This is a genomic window from Pseudophaeobacter sp. 1A09344 (assembly GCF_041008745.1).
In the GTDB taxonomy this organism is placed as follows: Bacteria; Pseudomonadota; Alphaproteobacteria; order Rhodobacterales; family Rhodobacteraceae; genus Phycobacter; species Phycobacter gallaeciensis_A.
Genome location: NZ_JAXGFS010000004.1, coordinates 74534 through 91854 on the forward strand (window position 1 = coordinate 74534; position 17321 = coordinate 91854).

Annotated in this window: 14 protein-coding genes; 9 read left to right on the top strand and 5 right to left on the bottom strand. The window is 61.6% G+C overall.

Going from position 1 to position 17321, the window contains the following annotated elements; genetic code table 11:
- Nucleotides 1-207 precede the first annotated feature (207 nt).
- Both SM765_RS08285 and SM765_RS08290 read left to right on the top strand, forming a co-directional pair.
- Complete coding sequence (locus tag SM765_RS08285) at nt 208-1320, top strand: Ppx/GppA phosphatase family protein (protein ID WP_274833666.1); 1113 nt, start codon at nt 208-210, stop codon at nt 1318-1320.
- Nucleotides 1321-1431: 111 nt separating this feature from the next.
- The gene (locus tag SM765_RS08290) at nt 1432-2163 is read left to right on the top strand and encodes an RlmE family RNA methyltransferase (RefSeq protein WP_274829278.1); all 732 of its coding nucleotides are present in this window, start codon (nt 1432-1434) and stop codon (nt 2161-2163) included.
- A gap of 30 nt (nt 2164-2193) precedes the next feature.
- Here the strand turns inward: SM765_RS08290 and SM765_RS08295 are convergent, their stop codons facing one another.
- Both SM765_RS08295 and SM765_RS08300 read right to left on the bottom strand, forming a co-directional pair.
- Nucleotides 2194-2361 (bottom strand): hypothetical protein, encoded by a 168-nt coding sequence (locus SM765_RS08295; protein ID WP_274829277.1) that lies wholly within the window; start codon nt 2359-2361, stop codon nt 2194-2196.
- Nucleotides 2362-2514: 153 nt separating this feature from the next.
- Nucleotides 2515-3411 (bottom strand): YihY/virulence factor BrkB family protein, encoded by an 897-nt coding sequence (locus tag SM765_RS08300; RefSeq protein ID WP_274837109.1) that lies wholly within the window; start codon nt 3409-3411, stop codon nt 2515-2517.
- Nucleotides 3412-3599: 188 nt separating this feature from the next.
- Here SM765_RS08300 and cls point away from each other — a divergent pair, with 188 nt between their 5' ends.
- From cls to SM765_RS08320, 4 genes are all read left to right on the top strand, one after another.
- The gene (gene cls, locus SM765_RS08305) at nt 3600-5021 is read left to right on the top strand and encodes a cardiolipin synthase (RefSeq protein WP_342455863.1); all 1422 of its coding nucleotides are present in this window, start codon (nt 3600-3602) and stop codon (nt 5019-5021) included.
- A gap of 134 nt (nt 5022-5155) precedes the next feature.
- A complete protein-coding gene (locus SM765_RS08310) occupies nt 5156-5812 on the top strand; it encodes an ABC transporter ATP-binding protein (protein WP_274834208.1) in 657 nt (218 codons plus the stop codon).
- The gene (locus tag SM765_RS08315; RefSeq protein WP_274837110.1) at nt 5809-8235 is read left to right on the top strand and encodes an ABC transporter permease; all 2427 of its coding nucleotides are present in this window, start codon (nt 5809-5811) and stop codon (nt 8233-8235) included. The genes SM765_RS08310 and SM765_RS08315 overlap by 4 nt, the downstream gene beginning before the upstream one ends.
- The gene (locus tag SM765_RS08320; RefSeq protein ID WP_274837111.1) at nt 8225-9304 is read left to right on the top strand and encodes a lipocalin-like domain-containing protein; all 1080 of its coding nucleotides are present in this window, start codon (nt 8225-8227) and stop codon (nt 9302-9304) included. Before SM765_RS08315 ends, SM765_RS08320 begins: the two co-directional genes overlap by 11 nt.
- A 71-nt stretch (nt 9305-9375) precedes the next feature.
- Here SM765_RS08320 and SM765_RS08325 read toward each other — a convergent pair whose 3' ends face one another.
- The 3 genes from SM765_RS08325 to SM765_RS08335 all read right to left on the bottom strand — a co-directional run bounded on the left by SM765_RS08325 (nt 9376) and on the right by SM765_RS08335 (nt 13885).
- Entirely contained in the window at nt 9376-9807 is a 432-nt protein-coding gene (locus SM765_RS08325) for a universal stress protein (RefSeq protein WP_274829272.1), read from the bottom strand.
- Complete coding sequence (locus tag SM765_RS08330; RefSeq protein WP_274837112.1) at nt 9804-12791, bottom strand: TRAP transporter permease; 2988 nt, start codon at nt 12789-12791, stop codon at nt 9804-9806. The genes SM765_RS08325 and SM765_RS08330 overlap by 4 nt, the downstream gene beginning before the upstream one ends.
- 128 nt (nt 12792-12919) lie before the next feature.
- Entirely contained in the window at nt 12920-13885 is a 966-nt protein-coding gene (locus tag SM765_RS08335; RefSeq protein WP_065270355.1) for a TAXI family TRAP transporter solute-binding subunit, read from the bottom strand.
- 451 nt (nt 13886-14336) lie between these two features.
- Here SM765_RS08335 and mtnA point away from each other — a divergent pair, with 451 nt between their 5' ends.
- The 3 genes from mtnA to SM765_RS08350 all read left to right on the top strand — a co-directional run bounded on the left by mtnA (nt 14337) and on the right by SM765_RS08350 (nt 17279).
- Nucleotides 14337-15446 carry an S-methyl-5-thioribose-1-phosphate isomerase gene (mtnA, locus tag SM765_RS08340; RefSeq protein WP_274837113.1) on the top strand — a complete coding sequence of 370 codons (1110 nt, stop codon included), beginning with the start codon at nt 14337-14339 and terminating at the stop codon, nt 15444-15446.
- Nucleotides 15443-16108, top strand: coding sequence for a class II aldolase/adducin family protein (locus SM765_RS08345; RefSeq protein WP_274837114.1), 666 nt, complete (start codon nt 15443-15445; stop codon nt 16106-16108). Before mtnA ends, SM765_RS08345 begins: the two co-directional genes overlap by 4 nt.
- Nucleotides 16109-16217: 109 nt before the next feature.
- Complete coding sequence (locus tag SM765_RS08350) at nt 16218-17279, top strand: dipeptidase (RefSeq protein ID WP_274837115.1); 1062 nt, start codon at nt 16218-16220, stop codon at nt 17277-17279.
- Nucleotides 17280-17321: the final 42 nt, after the last annotated feature.

The following is a 17321-nucleotide window of genomic DNA, read 5'->3' on the forward strand; positions in this document are numbered from 1 at the left end:
GCATCCTCATAATTCTCATCAAGCTTATGAGGTTGTCGCCAAGACCCTGCACAAGCCCCTGGCAACACAGGCTGAACGCCGAAACAAGGGCCGGAGCAGCGCCGTTAACCGGTACAAGGAAAGCGTCGATCCGGGCGCCGCCGCCCTTGCACATACGTCTTTGTGAACATATCCTAAAACCAACACGATAATCGGAGGGCGTGAATCATGGCGCCCAGGCGTTCCAAAGGTGCGGGCGCGTTTCCCAAGGCGGTTGAAACCCCTGTACCAGCCCGTCCGGATCCGGATGCGCTTTATGCGGCATTGGATCTTGGCACAAACAGTTGTCGCATGCTGATCGCCCAGCCCAATGGCAGTGGCTTTCACGTGGTGGACAGCTTTTCCAAGTCGGTCCAGCTGGGGACCGGCCTTGAACGAACTGGGCGCCTGTCTCGTTCGTCGATGTCGCGCACCATTCAGGCGCTGCGCATCTGTCAGCAAAAGCTCAAGCGGAACAAAGTGCGTCGGATGCGGCTCGTCACCACCGAGGCGTGCCGCCGCGCCAAGAACGCGCGCGATTTCATCCGGCAGGTCAAACGGGAAACCGGTCTGACGCTTGAAATCATCCAGCCCGAGGAAGAAGCACGTCTGGCGGTGATCTCCTGCGCGCCGCTGGTTTCGACCAAGACGGAACAGCTTTTGGTGGTGGATATTGGCGGCGGCTCGACCGAACTAGTCTGGATCGACATTTCCTCGGTCCCACGCCGCGACCGGCCCTCCGCCATCATGCGCCTGCACGCAGGGTTCCACCCCGCCGAAAGCCCCTTCCCCGCCGCCAAGGTGGTGGATTGGATTTCCGTGCCGCTGGGTGTGGCGACACTGCGCGATCAGTTCAACGACGTCGACGACGATGCCGCCCGTTTTGCCTTGATGAGCTGGTTCTTCGAAGAACACCTCGCCGATTTTGCCCCCTATAAGGATGAGCAGGCCCGCGAAGGTTTCCAGATCGTCGGCACCTCGGGCACGGTGACGACCGTCGCCGCCTCCCATTTGGGGCTGAAGCGCTACGATCGCACCAAGGTCGATGGGCTGCGCATGACCAGTGATCAGATCGACAAGGTGATCCGCGGTTATCTGGATCTCGGCCCGCAGGGGCGCCGCAGCGATCCGCGTATCGGCGAGGACCGTCAGGCGCTGATCATGTCTGGCGCCGCGATCCTGCAGGCTCTCCTTCGCTGCTGGCCCACCGACCGGTTGTCGGTCGCGGACCGGGGCCTGCGCGAAGGGCTGCTCTATGCACAGATGAGCGCGGACGGTGTTCTGGAAGACGGACCCTTTTAATAACGCAGACCGAACCCTCGGCATTTGAGTTTTCGCGTCCGATCTGTCATGGACCGCGGAAAGCGAGCCTATACTGGCAAAGACCGACATCGGCAAAGATGGTACAAAGAGATGGCAAAGACACCTTCCGGCAAGAGCCCGACCGGCAAGAACACTTCCGGCCGCGGCCAGCGTGACCTCAAGGTCAAGGTAAAGACCGCTCGCGGGCGCAAGCTTTCTTCGACCCGCTGGTTGCAGCGTCAACTGAACGACCCCTATGTGCGCCGCGCCCAGGCCGAAGGCTATCGCGGCCGGGCCGCCTACAAGATCATGGAGCTGGATGACAAGTTCCGCTTCCTCGTCCCGGGGGCCCGGGTCGTTGATCTTGGCTGCGCGCCGGGGGGCTGGGCGCAGGTCGCGGTCAAACGCATCAATGCGCTGGGCGAAAAGCAGGGCAAATCCATCGGCCGCATCATCGGCGTCGACCTGCAGGAGGTCGAGCCGCTGGCAGGGGCCGAATTCCACCAGCTCGATTTCATGGATGAGGGCGCCGACGATCAGGTGAAGGAATGGCTGGGTGGCATGGCCGATGTGGTGATGTCGGATATGGCCGCTGCCAGTTCCGGCCACAAGCAGACCGACCACCTGAAGATCATGGCCCTTTGCGAGGCAGCTGCCTATTTCTCGTTTGATGTGCTGGAACAGGGCGGCACCTTCGTGGCCAAGGTTCTGGCCGGCGGTGCCGAGGGCGACCTGCAGAAACTTTTGAAACAGAAGTTCACCAAGGTCGCCAATGTGAAACCGCCCGCATCGCGGTCGGACAGTTCCGAAAAGTTCGTGATTGCCACCGGCTTCCGGGGTTAAGCGCCCCGGCGGGCCGATCGGGCCGCTTTTTTAATGCAACGGCTGCTGCGTTGTCTGCAGGGACAGGGTGGCCAGCTCACGCAGCAAACGCGCATCTGGGCCTTCGTCTTCGCACTGGCGGAAAATCATCTGGGGACGCGGCGTCGGTGCCATGTCGGGCATCGGGCTCTTGAACAGATCTTGAAGGCGTTTCAGCATCGCGGCGGTCCTTATTCTTGCGTCGGCTGAATCTTGCCTACCCGCGTATTTCGCCCAGCCGATGGCCAAATTGTGGCAAACCTGCCTTTTTGTTGCAAAACCGGAAACAATAAGGCTTCCACCTCCGAATTTTCCAAGAACCGCTGGTGCATACTATTCGACGTAGCTGTCCCCAGACGCCTCTGCTGCCTCGGCGCCCGGCTGGTCCAGTCGCATCAACGCACCGTTGAACTCGGCGCCAAAAATCAGGATCGCGGCATTCACATAAAGAAAGATCATCGCCGCCATGGCTCCCGCTAGCCCCGCATAGGTGGCCGAATACTGCGCGAAAGATCCGACATAGATCGCAAAACCAATCCCCGCTGCCCACCACAGCACCACCGTCAGCACCGCCCCCGGCAGGATCTGCGATACCCGGTGCCGCTGCCCGGGCAGCAGTATATGGCACAGCAGCACCGCGACCAGTGGCAACAGAAACAACAACACGCCACTGAATCCCCGCTCCCATCCCGGTCCGACCAGCTGATAGGGCAGCAGATCAGCGATATAGCGGACATAAAGCGGCAAAACGACCTCGAAGAGAGCCGCCACAAGGATGCCCGCGCCGCCCAGCACCACCAGCCCGGCGCAGATCAGGCGCGCCTTCCAGAAAGGCCGGGGATCGTTGTCGCCATAGGCATTGACCATGGCCACCCGCACCGCGTTGACACCGTTAGAGGCGAAATAGAGCGCCAGAACCCCGCCCAACGTTGCCAGTTGCGTGCTGGAGGTCTCCAAAACCGCGAAGAGTTCGTTCAGGATCGGCTTAGAAACCTCCTCGGGCCAGCCGCCAAAGACGAGGTCCACCAGATCCTCGATCGCGACATCCTGTGACAAAAGGCTCGCGGCGGCCCCCGAAAGGGCGACGGTGAACAGGACAAAGGGGAACAGCGCCAGCATCATCGACATGGCGATATGACTGCTCATCACCCATCCGTTCTTGCGGTTGAATGCGGCGGCAGCGCGTGCCAATGCGCGCAGCCAAGGGGAAAAGACAGCAAACAGGTTCATGCTGCAAACCGTTCCACAGCCTCGGCAGAATCGCCAGTCTGACAGGGCTGGTTTTCACCTCTGGTGTGACCTGTGTCCTCCCGGTCACCCAAAAGCCTGCGGTCCTCGCCCCACGACTGCCCACTGGCAATCAGCGCAGGCCCCGGCCATACTCCATTGGAAAGGAACCGAATAATGGGACAGGCCAGGTGACGTTCTGGGTCGCGATCAGCACGGGTGGCGTCCTCCTGATGTGGGGGCTTGCGGTTCTGGGCGCGCTGAACGCGGCCCGCACCGCCCGCACGCCACAGGGCGCCATCGGCTGGGTCGTGTTCCTGCTGGCCTCGCCCCTGATCGCCCTGCCCGCCTATATGATCTTTGGCCATCACCGGTTCGAACGCTACCGCGCCGCCCGCCAGGACGCCCATCGCGCCGTGCAGGACATGCAGCCAATGGCCGAGGTGCGGGGTACACATAGCCCGGCGAAGATGGCCGTGGACCCTGCACCGTTCGAAGCGGTCTCTGGCCTGCAGGTCTGTACCGGTAACGGCTTCCGCCTGCTGATTGACGGAAAAGCCGGGTTTGCCAGTATGTTTCGCGCCATAGATGAGGCGCGCGACTACCTCTTGATCCAGTTCTACATCGTGCGCGACGATGATCTGGGACGCCGCCTAAAGAGGCACATCATCGCCGCCAGACAGCGCGGCGTTGCTGTCTGGTTCATGGCCGACCGGATCGGTAGCCACGGCCTGCCCACCTCCTATCTTGCCGAGCTGCAACAGGCTGGCGTCAATCTGGTGGATCGCGGTACCCAAAGGGGCCCCAAGCACCGCTTCATGCTGAACTTTCGCAACCACCGCAAAACCGTGGTGGCCGATGGCCGTGTCGGCTTTACTGGTGGGCTGAACGTCGGCGATGAATATATCAGCCACACCAAGGCGTTTGGCGACTGGCGCGACACCCATGTGGAGCTGACCGGCCCGGTGGTGCAACAGCTGCAGCTGACCTATGCGCAGGACTGGCATTGGCTGACGGATGAGCCGATCCTGGACCTGCTCACATGGGAGCCGGAGCCGTCGCCGGAAAACCGATCCGCCCTGATCGTCCCGACAGGGCCCGGGGATACCACCGAAAACGGATCAATGATGTTCTTTTCGGCCATCTCTGCCGCCCGCAGCCGGGTCTGGATCGCTTCGCCCTATTTCGTTCCCGACCTTGATGTGGTGGCCGCCCTCAAACACGCAGCGCTGCGCGGCGTGGATGTGCGCATACTGTTGCCAGGCATTGTCGACCACTACCTGCCATGGTTGGCCTCATTCGCCTATTTCGATGACCTGCAAAAGGTCGGTGTTCAGGTCCTGCAGTATTCCGGGGGCTTCATGCATCAAAAGACCTTTGTCGTCGATGATACCGTCGCCGCCGTCGGTACCACCAATATGGACAATCGCTCTTTTCGACTGAATTTCGAAACCATGGCGCTGTTCTTTGATACCGGCGCGGCGGAATCTGTCGCCGCGATGCTGGAGGATGATTTCAGTCGCGCGCGCAGTTTGGATCGGCCACTCGCAGCGCAACACTGGTCCGTCCGCCTTTTCGCCCCCGTGGCCCGGTTGCTGGCGCCGGTACTGTGAGAGCCCGACCCCGTTTCCAAAGTCCCGAACTGACGCCGCGATCCCAGCAGGCCGCCCTGTTCCGCGCGCAAAATGCCCCTAAATGTTTCCCAGTCACAACCAACACCCCAGCGCCGACAGGATGACAAACCACTATGGTTCTCAAGATTACCGACGTGAGCAAGAGTTATACCTCAGGCCAAGGTGTGACGCCCGTATTGCAGGCGGTCTCGCTGACGCTTGAGGCCGGATCCAGCTTGGCCCTGACCGGGGACAGCGGATCGGGGAAAAGCACCCTGCTCCATCTAGCTGCGGCTCTGGACAGTTTTGACAGCGGAGAGATCACAATCGAGGGCACGCCCCTGTCCGGGCTGAACGAGGCCGCGCGCGCCGCCCTACGCCAGCGGCAGGTCTCTATCGTGTTCCAGCAATTCAACCTGATCCCATCCCTCAGCGTTGGTAGCAACCTCAGCCTGCACGCACGGCTGAGCCGCCGCCGGGACCGCGCCTGGGAAGACCGTCTGACCGACCGGCTGGGCCTATCGAACTTACTGGACCGCTATCCTGACCAGCTATCCGGCGGACAACAGCAACGGGTCGCCATCGGCCGCGCCATGGCCCTGCGCCCGGCGCTGCTGCTGGCCGATGAGCCGACCGGAAACCTTGATGAAACCGCGAGCGAGGCGGTGATGGGCCTGATGCTACAGCTGCTGCGCGACAGCGGCGCGGCGCTGTTTCTGGTGACCCATTCGGACAGTATCGCCAACCAGCTGGACCGGCGGCTGCACCTGAAACAGGGCCAGATCGCATGATCACTGCCGCCTTTCAGACGTTGCTGTCCCATTGGCGGCGCCATCCCTTCCAGTTGCTCGCCATCGTCGCCGGGCTGGCGCTCTCCACGGGTCTCTGGTCAGCGGTGCAGGCCATCAACGCCGAGGCCCGCGCCAGCTATGCCCGCGCCGCCAGCCAACTGGGACAAGCGCAGGCCGATCAGCTGGTGGCCGGTGATGGCGTGATCCCGCTTAATACCTATGTGGCCCTACGCCGCGCCGGTTGGCGGCTGGCTCCGGTTCTAGAGGGGCGCATCAAGCTGGGCACGCAATCCATTGATCTTATGGGGATTGATCTCCTGAACCCGCCGCCTGTCGCACTGTTGTCCGGAGAAACAGGCGAAGAGGATGAGGCATCCGATATCTCACTGTCGTTGCTGCCCCCCGGCCAGTTGTTCCTGCACCCGGAGACCGCCGCGTCTCTTCCACCGGTCAAGCGTACGCCGCGCATTGTAGCGTCCCCCGAGGTGCCCCGAGGCACGGCGATTGCCGATATCAGCTTGGCGAGCCGACTTCTCCAGCGTCCGGATACCCTAGATCGGCTGGTGATCCTTCCAGAACAATCCAGTGACCTGCCGCCGCTAGAACAACTAGCGCCAGCGCTCACCCGGATCAGCGCACAGACGGCAGGTTCAGCTACGGACCGGCTCACAGACAGTTTTCACCTCAACCTCACTGCCTTTGGTCTGTTGTCTTTCGCCGTCGGGCTGTTCATCGTGCAGGGCAGCATTGGGCTGGGGCTGGAGCATCGCCGCGGTCTGTTCCGCACCCTGCGCAGCCTCGGGCTGCCGCTGCGCACCCTTGCTGGTTTACTGGTGGCAGAACTTGCGCTCATTGCACTGGGCGCTGGTGGCCTTGGCCTGATCATAGGTTATGGCGTTGCGGCGGCGCTGCTGCCAGATGTCAGCGCGACGTTGTCCGGACTATACGGTGCCTCGGTCGAAGGCAGCCTGACCCTGCGCCCGGCATGGGTTCTGTCCGGCCTTGGCATTGCCCTCGCGGGGACCGCACTGGCAGGCGCGCGGGCGCTGTTCAGCCTCTGGACCATGCCGGTGCTGGCGGCTCCGGCAACCTCCGCCCGGGGACAGCAGACCGCCCGGTCCTTCCGGCTGACCGCTCTTGCAGGCTTCCTAATGATGTCCGCTGGCTGCGCTACGCTGTGGATGTTTGACGGGCTGGTGGCGGGCTTTGCCTTTCTGGCCGGGCTGATGCTGGGCGCGGCGCTGCTGCTGCCACAGGCGCTGTCGCTGCTGCTGCGCCTTGGGGCCCGCAGTGCACGGGGTCCGCTCGCAGAATGGATCTGGGCCGACAGCCGTGCGCAACTGCCCGGCCTGTCGCTGGCGCTGATGGCGCTTCTGCTGGCGCTGGCGACGAATATTGGCGTTGGAACAATGACTTCCAGCTTTCGGCTCACCTTTACCGGCTGGCTGGATCAGCGGCTGGCGGCAGAGTTCTATATCACGCTGAACAGCAACCAGCAGGGCACTGACTTTGCGGCATGGGCTGAAACACAGCCCGATGTCCGCCTGCTGCCGATCCGCTGGCATGAGATCCGGCACCGAGAGGCACCGCTGCGGATCTATGGCGTTGTCGACGATCCGACTTACCGGGACAACTGGCCGATCCTGCGGGCGCTGCCCGGCGTCTGGGATCAGGTGGCCGCGGGTCAGGGCATTCTGATCAACGAACAGCTGGCCCGGCGCCACGAGTATGCGCCCGGCGACACGCTTACACTTGCGCCGGACTGGAACCCGACCATCGCCGGGATCTATTCCGATTACGGCAATCCAAACGGCCAGGCCATCGTCGCCCTGCCGGATCTGCTGCACCGCGCGCCCGACATCCCGAACCGGCAATTTGGCGTCCGCATCCCCCCGGAACGCAGCGCGGATTTTATCAGCTCTGTCCGGCAGAGGTTTGATATCAAAACGGAAAGCATAAGAGACCAAGCCACGATCAAGGCGCGATCATTGGCGATCTTTGACCGGACTTTCGTCGTCACAGAGGCGCTCAACCTGCTGACGCTGGGGGTCGCCAGCTTTGCCATGCTGACCAGCCTTCTAACCCTCTGGGGGCAGCGGCTACCGCAACTGGCACCGGTCTGGGCCATGGGGGTGACGCGCGCACGGCTGGCCCGGATCGACATCCTGCGTAGCCTGCTGCTGGCGGGCCTCACTGCCTGTCTGGCGCTACCCCTGGGGCTGGCGCTGGCCTGGGCGCTGCTGGATGTGATCAATGTCGCGGCCTTTGGCTGGCAATTGCCGATGTATCTGTTCCCACTCGACTGGCTGCGCCTGTTCCTGCTGGCGTTGCTGGCCGCCGCCCTGGCTGCCCTGATCCCCGCCCGCAAGCTGAGCCGCCTGTCACCATCCCACCTGCTGAAGGTCTTTGCCAATGAACGATAAGCCGCTGGCGATCCTTGCTGCCGTTCTCCTGACGTTCGGCCTGACCCTTGCGCCCTTGTTGTTGCGGGCGCAGGGTTTCGCGGGCCTGGGCACCAAGGCTGAAGGATTTGCCATCCCCGAACCGGGCACCGTGCTCAGCTTTCCGCGCGACCATGGCCCGCACCCAGGTTTTCGTATTGAATGGTGGTACTTGACCGCCAATCTTCAAGACGCGGACGGACAAGAGTACGGCATTCAGTGGACCCTATTCCGCTCTGCACTGGCCCCCGGAGAGCAACCGGGCTGGGACAGCCCGCAGATCTGGATGGGGCATGCTGGCCTCACCACCGAACGGCAGCATTACTTCGCTGAACGTCTGGCGCGCGGCGGTATCGGACAGGCCGGGGTCACCGCAGATCCGTTCAACGCCTGGATCGACGATTGGCAGGTGCGCGGCACCGGGGCAGGCATCGACCAGTTGAGCCTCCGCGCCAGCGGAATGGAGTTTTCCTATGATCTACAGCTCTCGGCCGACACGCCGCTGGTCCTGCATGGCGCGGATGGATATTCGGTCAAATCCGCCAGCGGACAGGCGAGCTATTACTACTCCCAGCCCGGCTACCGCATCGAGGGGCAGTTGATGCTGCCCTCGGGCCCTGTTGCCGTCACCGGCCACGGTTGGCTTGACCGGGAATGGTCCAGTCAGCCACTCGATGAGGATCAGACCGGCTGGGATTGGTTCTCCCTAACCTTTGACAGCGGTGAAAAACTGATGGGGTTCGTTCTGCGCGGCGCGGGCGGCGATTTCACATCCGGCACATGGATTACTGCCGATGGCAACGCCCGCGCCCTGCCCGATGGCGCCTTCTCAGCGCAGCCGCTGGACTACAGCAGCGTCGCGGGCCGCTCCGTTCCCACTCGCTGGCAGATCTCGCTGCCTGAACAGGAGCTGTCAGCAACCGTGGAGGCGCTGAACCCGCAAAGCTGGATGGGCACCGCCTTTCCCTATTGGGAGGGTCCTGTTCGGGTCAGCGGTAGCCACAACGGTCGCGGGTATCTGGAGATGACCGGTTATGAGCCAGACGAGTAGCTGTCAGGCATGAAAAGAGGCGCCACAAGCGGGCGCCTCTGATCTGTCGTACTCAGCATTGGACCGCTGACCTACCGAACCACGTAGACCGAACAGTCGCTGTGCCGGATTACCCGCGCGGCGTTGGGGCCAAGGAGGTAATCCTTGAGGTCGGGCTTATGCGCGCCGATCACGATCAGATCGGTTCCCGCCTTTGCCGCCACTTGCAGGATTTCCTGATAGGCGGTGCCGGTGGCCACCACATGGCGCACCTTGGCGTTCCGCTCCGCGCCGAGAACCTCTTCGCAGAGGTCCCGCAGATGCGCGGTGGTGTCCTTGACCGCCTTGTCGTGGTGGTGCTCTTCGAAGAAGCCGGAAACCCAGCTTTCCCCGAAATCCGGCAGGACGTTCACCACGTCCAGCTGGGCATCATCCAGCGCAGCAAGCCGCGCCGCCTGTTCCAGCACCTTGCGGTCCAGCGCCGCATCGCTCAGTTCAAGCGCACATAGAACGGATTTGCTCATGCCGGTACTCCTTCCTTGCTGGCGCGACCACGCTGCATCATGGCCACCAATGCCAGCAGCAGCAATGCGGGGATAAAGATCAGCTCCTTGGGCAGCTGATCCTGCGGCGCCTTGATCTCGGTGACCTGAACCGGGTCATCGCCATAGAAATCAAAGCTGCCAAGGACCTCTTCTGCCGGGGTGCCGAAACCAGGCGCGTCCAGTTTCATCAGCCCGTCTTCAGGCAACAGCACCAGACCGATTGCCTCGGCCATGGCCAGACCATCGCCGGAGCCATCCGAGGGGATCACCAGCGTTGTGGAAGCCGCGCCGCCAGTGTCAAAATCGGGACCTTCGATGCGGAGCCGCAACTCCTGCCCCGCTTCAGAAGCCGAGAGCACCTCAACCAGTTCGCTCGGGGCCGCCTCGGCAAAGGGTGGCATGATCCGGTTCATGAAGAAATCCGGACGGAACAGGGCAAAGGCCACAAGAACCAGAAGCACGCTTTCGTAGATGCGGCTGCGGGTCAGGAAATACCCCATCGTCCCGGCGGTAAAGACCAGGATCGCGATGGTCGCCGATATGGCCACCAATATGCCTTGAGCCCATGTCACATCGATCAACAGCAGATCGGTGTTGAAGATGAAGACAAACGGCAGCGCCACGGTGCGCAAGCTATAGAAGAAAGCCACAAACCCGGTGCGGATCGCATCGCCGCCCGATACGGCAGCAGCTGCAAAACTGGCAAGGCCTACGGGCGGGGTCACATCGGCCATGATCCCAAAGTAGAAGACAAAGAGATGCACAGCGATCAGCGGCACGATCAGCCCCGATTGCGCGCCAAGTTCCACCACGACCCCCGCCATCAGCGAGCTGACAACGATATAGTTCGCCGTGGTCGGAAGGCCCATGCCAAGAACCAGAGAGAGAAGGCCGACCATGATCAGCATCAGGATCAGGTTTCCACCAGACAGGAACTCCACCAGTTCGGACATCACCTGCCCCACGCCCGTCAGCGTCACGGTGCCCACGATCACACCCGCCGTGGCGGTTGCCAGGGCGATCCCGATCATATTGCGAGCACCGTCGATCATGCCGTGCCACAGATCGCTCACCCCATCCATGAAGTTGAAGGCAAGGTTGGACTGTCCCCGGAACAGGGCCTTGAGCGGTTTCTGCGTCAACAGGATCACAAACAGCAGTGCCGTCGCCCAGAAGGCCGACAGGCCGGGCGATTTCTGTTCGATCATCAGGAAATAGACCAGTACGATGATCGGCAGCAGATAATGCAGCCCCGCCTTATAGATCTTGCCCACATCCGGCAGCTCCACATCCTCGGCATTGGGATCGTCCGGCACCAGATCCTCGACCCCGGCCGCGAGCTTCAGCAACGCCACATAGGCCGCAACCACCAACAGCGACAAGACTGTGCCAGAGGCTTCGGGCACCAGCGAAATCACCCAACCGACGGGATATTGCACGCCGTAACACAGCGCCGCGAAACCCGCGAAGAACGCCGCCATACCTCCGATTGTGCGGCCCATGGAGACCACCCGGTTGCCCAGCGTCGGCATGTTCCGCTTCACCGCCTCCAGATGCACGATATAGACCAGCGCGACATAGGAAATTGCAGCCGGAAGGAAGGCATGGGTGATCACCTCGACGTAGGAAATGCCCACGTATTCCACCATCAGGAAGGCCGCAGCCCCCATCACCGGCGGCATGATCTGACCGTTGACCGATGAGGCGACCTCGACCGAGCCGGCCTGTTCATTCGTAAAGCCCACCCGTTTCATCAAGGGGATGGTGAAGGTGCCCGTGGTCACAACGTTGGCGATGGAAGAGCCTGAGATCAGGCCTGTCGCTGCCGAGCCGACAACAGCCGCCTTAGCCGGGCCACCGCGCAGGTGGCCAAGGGCGCCAAAGGCCATTTTGATAAAGTAATTCCCGGCGCCCGCCTTATCCAGCAGCGCCCCAAACAGCACGAAGAGAAAGACGAATTTGGTGGAAACGCCAAGCGCGATGCCAAAGACCCCTTCGGAGGTGATCCACATATGGCTCATCGCCTTTTTCAGGCTGGCGCCTTTCCAGCGGATCACTTCGGGCACCACGTCAGAGGAGCCAAAGAACACATAGGCGAGGAAGATCGTGGCGATGATCGCCATCGCTGGCCCCAGAGCGCGACGCGCGGCTTCGAACAGGATGATCAACCCAGCCAGCGCAAAGAATTTGTCGACATCATCGGCCAGACCGCCGCTGTCGACGATCTTCTGGTAGTTGAGGAAGCCATAGACCGCCACATAAACGCCCGCAGCGGCAAGAACCCAGTCCTGCACCGGCACGAAACCTGGCTCGGGATTGGCCCATTCCCGCAGGTAGGCCAGAACCATCACGGCCGCTACAATCAGCGCGACCACGATGGAAAAGAGCGCCAGAGAACCGCTCCAACCGTCAAAAAGATACTGCCCAAGGATCGCCACAGCGCAATAGGTCAGTAGTGCCACCGCCGCGAAAATCCCAAGCGCGCTGGCCATGCTCTCCAGCCGCGTCGCCATGCCCGATCCGTTCAGATAGGTCGGCAGCACCAGCACCAGCGCCACCAGCGCCGACACGACAACCGCCACCGACACCGACATACCCGGCGCGATGGCCAACAGCACCGCCACGCCAAAGGCACCAATGCCCAGCAGTGTTCCCAGGTGTCCCAGCCAGAAGCCAACCAGATTGCGGCTTTCCCGGCTCATGGCGGGATAAGCCATGAACCCCAGCATCAGGGCGAAGGCCAGGTGGATCAGCCGTGAATTGTTATTGACGGCGCCCGGAAGCAGATAGTTCGAAAGCGGTGAGGCCAGAATGACCTGAAACAGCGACCAGCTTACGGCGACAAGAGCAAGAGACAGGCCCACAGCCCCGATGGGGTTGCGCGCACCGGCGTCCGAAGACGCGACCAGTTCCTGCAATTCTTCCTCGCTAAGCGGTCGATTTCCTTGAGCATCGGATGTCATGGATAATCTCCCCTGCGGACGCCCTGATATGGGATCCGGCTATTGTGATTGGCGCCATCACCGATGAGAGGCCCGGCAGGCGCAAAGCGGGGCGCCAATGCGCCCCGCCAGTTGGTCATTGGCCGATCTTATTCGATCCAGCCCATTTCCTTGTAGTATTTGGCAGCGCCATCATGCAGCGGCGCCGACAGGCCGTCCTTGATCATCTCTTCCGGCTTCAGGTTGGCAAAGGCCGGGTGCAGCTTCTTGAAGGCGTCGAAGTTTTCAAAGACCGATTTCACAACCGCATAGACCGCGTCTTCGGACACGTCGGTCGAGGTCACGAAGGTCGCGCCCACACCGAATGTCTTGGTGTCTTCGTCAGACCCACGGTACATGCCGCCCGGGATCGTCGCGGTACGATAGAAGGAGTTGTCGGCAACCAGTTTGTCGACGGCTTCCCCGTCCACGGTGACCAGAACCGAGTCACAAGCGGTGGTGGCTTCCTGGATCGAGCCAGAAGGGTGACCCACGGTGTAAACCATCGCGTCGATCTGGTTATCGCACAGGGCAGCGGATTGTTCGGCCGCCTTTAGTTCAGTCGCCAGAGCAAAATCTTCCATGCCCCAGCCTTTGGCTTCCATCAGAACTTCCATGGTGCCGCGCTGACCGGAACCGGGGTTGCCGATGTTGACCCGCTTGCCTTTCAGATCGTCAAAGTTGGTGATGCCTGCATCGGCGCGCGCAACAACGGTAAAGGGCTCGGGGTGGACCGAGAATACCGCACGCAGACCTTCAAAGGCGCCCTGCTCTTCGAATTTGGAGGTACCGTTATAGGCATGGTACTGCCAATCGGACTGGGCAACGCCGAACTGCAGCTCACCTTCGCGGATGGTGTTGATGTTGTAGACCGAACCGCCGGTGGATTCGACGGCGCATTTGAAGCCGTGCTCCTTGCGGTTCTTGTTAACCAGACGGCAGATCGCGCCGCCCGTCGGGTAATAAACGCCGGTCACACCGCCGGTGCCGATGGTGATGAATTCCTGCGCCTGAGCAGCCGGAGCCATGAAGGCCGCGGTCACAAGCGCACCAATGGACAGTTTTGCGTGTTTCATCGTTTCTATACTCCCTTTTTCATTCTTGGTGACACTCTGCACCTCTGTGCGACTGTCAGCTCTCAATCAAAATCCGGAGACTGAACAGTCTGGCTCAGCAGGCAGGAACGCCCAACTCTTTTGCTAAAGTCTGCATATGCAATAGATAAAGCTCAGCTTCCGGCGCGCATCGGCGCCTGTCAACTCTGCCGTTTGGCGAAAGGGTTGAAAAACCGATCTTCCCGCATATGTGATGCCCTGCGTTGGATTTTCCCCGCTCTCAGCCAGACCCACCCGGATTCGCATAACTGTGGCAGAATGCCGCACTGAAATGCAAGACCTCTTCCTGCGTCAGGTTTCCACTTCCGGTACAGTTGAGCGGCTCCTTTGGCGCGCCCTTGCACGGGCCAGAATTTTCCGCAACAAAAGTTCCGACACATACTTCCAGCCGTCCTGGCAGAAAGAGGCTCTCGTGAAAGTCAACGGAACCCCGTACCGGTCCCTGTGGTGGGAAGAAAATGCGCAGGCTTTGCAGATCATCGACCAGCGCTGGCTGCCCTATGATTTCCGGATCGAACAGCTTGAGACTCTGGCAGAGTACTGCGAGGCAATCACCGGAATGCATGTACGCGGCGCGCCGCTGATCGGCGCCACCGCAGCCTACGGCATGGCGCTGGCTGCGCGTCTGGACCCTTCGGATGGCAATCTGGACGCCGCATGGGCGGCGCTGAACGCGACACGCCCGACGGCGATCAACCTGCGCTGGGCGCTGGACCGCTGCCTGAGCGCCCTGCGCCCGTTGGAAGAGGCAGAGCGCGCTGCAGCAGCCTTGCAACTGGCCCATGACATTGCGGATGAGGATGTCGAGATCAACCGCAGGATCGGCCAGCACGGCCTTGAAATTATTAAAGAGATTTCCGCGAAGAAACCCGAGGGCGAGCCTGTCCGCCTGCTAACCCATTGCAACGCAGGCTGGATTGCGACGGTGGATTGGGGTACCGCCACCAGCCCGATGTATCAGGCCCATGATGCAGGTCTGGATATCCATGTCTGGGTCGATGAAACCCGGCCCCGCAACCAGGGTGCGCTGACCGCATGGGAGCTCGGCAGCCACGGTATCTCCCACAGCTATATCACCGACAATGCCGGCGGCCATCTGATGCAGCACGGGCAGGTGGACATGGTCATCACCGGCACTGACCGAACCACCCGCAACGGCGATGTCTGCAACAAGATCGGCACCTATCTAAAGGCGCTGGCGGCACGGGACAACAACGTGCCCTTCTACGTGGCACTGCCCTCGCCGACCGTCGACTGGACGGTTTCCGACGGCGTGCGCGAGATCCCGATCGAGGAACGCGCAGGCCGCGAAGTCAGCCATGTTCAGGGCGCCCTGCCGGATGGCATGATCGGTACGGTTGAGGTCACGCCGAAAGGCAGCGACGTCGGCAACCCCGCCTTTGACGTGACCCCCAGCCGTCTGGTCACCGGGCTGATCACCGAACGCGGTGTCTGCGATGCCAGCGCCGAGGGGTTGGCCGGGCTATTCCCGGAGTTTGCAGCCTCTGGCGATCCGGCATGAGCGCGGCACCCTACGCCGACACGCCCGAGCTGCGGCAGGCCATCATCGACGCCTGCCTGTCGATGGAGCGCCAGCAGATCAATCAGGGCACTTCGGGCAATATCTCGGTGCGGATCGGGGACCAGATGCTGATCACCCCTTCGGGCGTGGATTACGCCCGAATGACGCCAGAGATGATCGTCGCGGTGCCGCTGGACGACGGCGCCCCGGCGCCCGGCCAGATGAAGCCCTCTTCTGAATGGCGGTTCCACCGGGATATCCTACGCGACAAGCCTGCCGTTCACGCGGTGGTCCACGCGCATCCGGTCAATTGCACCGCGCTGGCAATGAACCGGACCGAGATCCCGGCCTGCCATTACATGATCGGCGCCTTTGGTGGCGATACGGTTCCGGTGGCAGATTACGCCCTGTTCGGCACTGCAGAACTGTCAGACAATGTTCTGAAATCGCTAAAAAATCGGGCAGCCTGCCTAATGGCCAATCATGGTGCGGTTGTCATCGCGGACACGTTAAACCGGGCGCTGTGGCGCATGGTGGAGCTGGAAACACTGGCCAAGGGCTATGTCACCAGCCTGACCATCGGACAGCCCCATATTTTGAACGGCGATGAAATGGCCGAGGTCATGGAGGCCTTTGCTGATTATGGCCTCAAAGATATCTGAGAGTTGATTGCACAGTCGTCGCGGTCGGCTTTTCCTCTGGACATTTGCGACGCGTGGCGGAAGGCTGCCGGTTATTGAATCCAATATTCACCGACCCGAAGGACCCTTCATGACTGCCCCCCTCATCTTTGACGGCCACAACGATCTTCTGCTGCGCATTCATAGCGGAGCAGTCTCCGCCGGTCCTGATGGGTTTCTGGGCAACGGCGGAAACCAGATCGATATGGAGAAGGCCCGGGCGGGCGGATTCGGCGGCGGCTTCTTTGCCATCTATGTCCCGAACGAGGACTCCGCGCTTGATGATACGGAGATGAACAAGCCCTCCTATGACCTGGCCCTTCCGGATATGGTCGATTGGCCCACGGCCAGCCGGGTTGCCCTGTCGCAGGCCTCGATCCTGATCAAGCTTGAGCGGAAAGGCGCGCTGGCCATCTGCCGCAGCACCGATGAGATCCGCGCCACCATGGCAGAAGGAAAACTGGCGGCCATCATGCACATGGAAGGCGCCGAAGCGATTGATCCCGATTTCCACATGCTGGACGTTCTTTATGCCGCTGGTCTGCGCTCGCTTGGGCCGGTGTGGAGCCGGGAAACCATCTTTGGCCATGGCGTGCCATTCCGATACCCCTCGACCGGGGACACCGGGCCGGGACTGACGGCAGACGGCATCCGTTTGGTCAAAAAGTGCAATGACTTGCGCGTTCTTATTGATCTTTCCCACCTGAACGAGGCTGGGTTCTGGGACGTCGCGAAACACAGCGACGCTCCGCTGGTCGCGACGCATTCCAATGCCCATGCCATTAGCCCGCACAGCCGCAACCTGACCGACCGGCAGCTGCATGCGATCCGCGACAGCGATGGTATCGTGGGGCTCAATTTCGCCGTCGCCTTCCTGCGCGAAGACGGGCGGATGGATGAAAACACACCTATTGACCAGATGATCAAACAACTTGACTATCTGATGGAACAGCTGGGCGAAGATCGGGTCGGACTTGGGTCTGACTTTGACGGCGCCACTGTTCCGGCCAAGATCAGCACGATCGCCGGTCTGCCGCATCTGCGCAGCGCCATGCAGGCGCGGGGCTATGATGCGGAGCTGATAACGAAACTCTGTCACGGCAACTGGATGCGGGTCCTCGACAAGACTTGGGGCCACACCAGCGCCGCCTGACTGGGCCGCCGCAAGGCAAAACAAAAAACCTAATAAAAACAG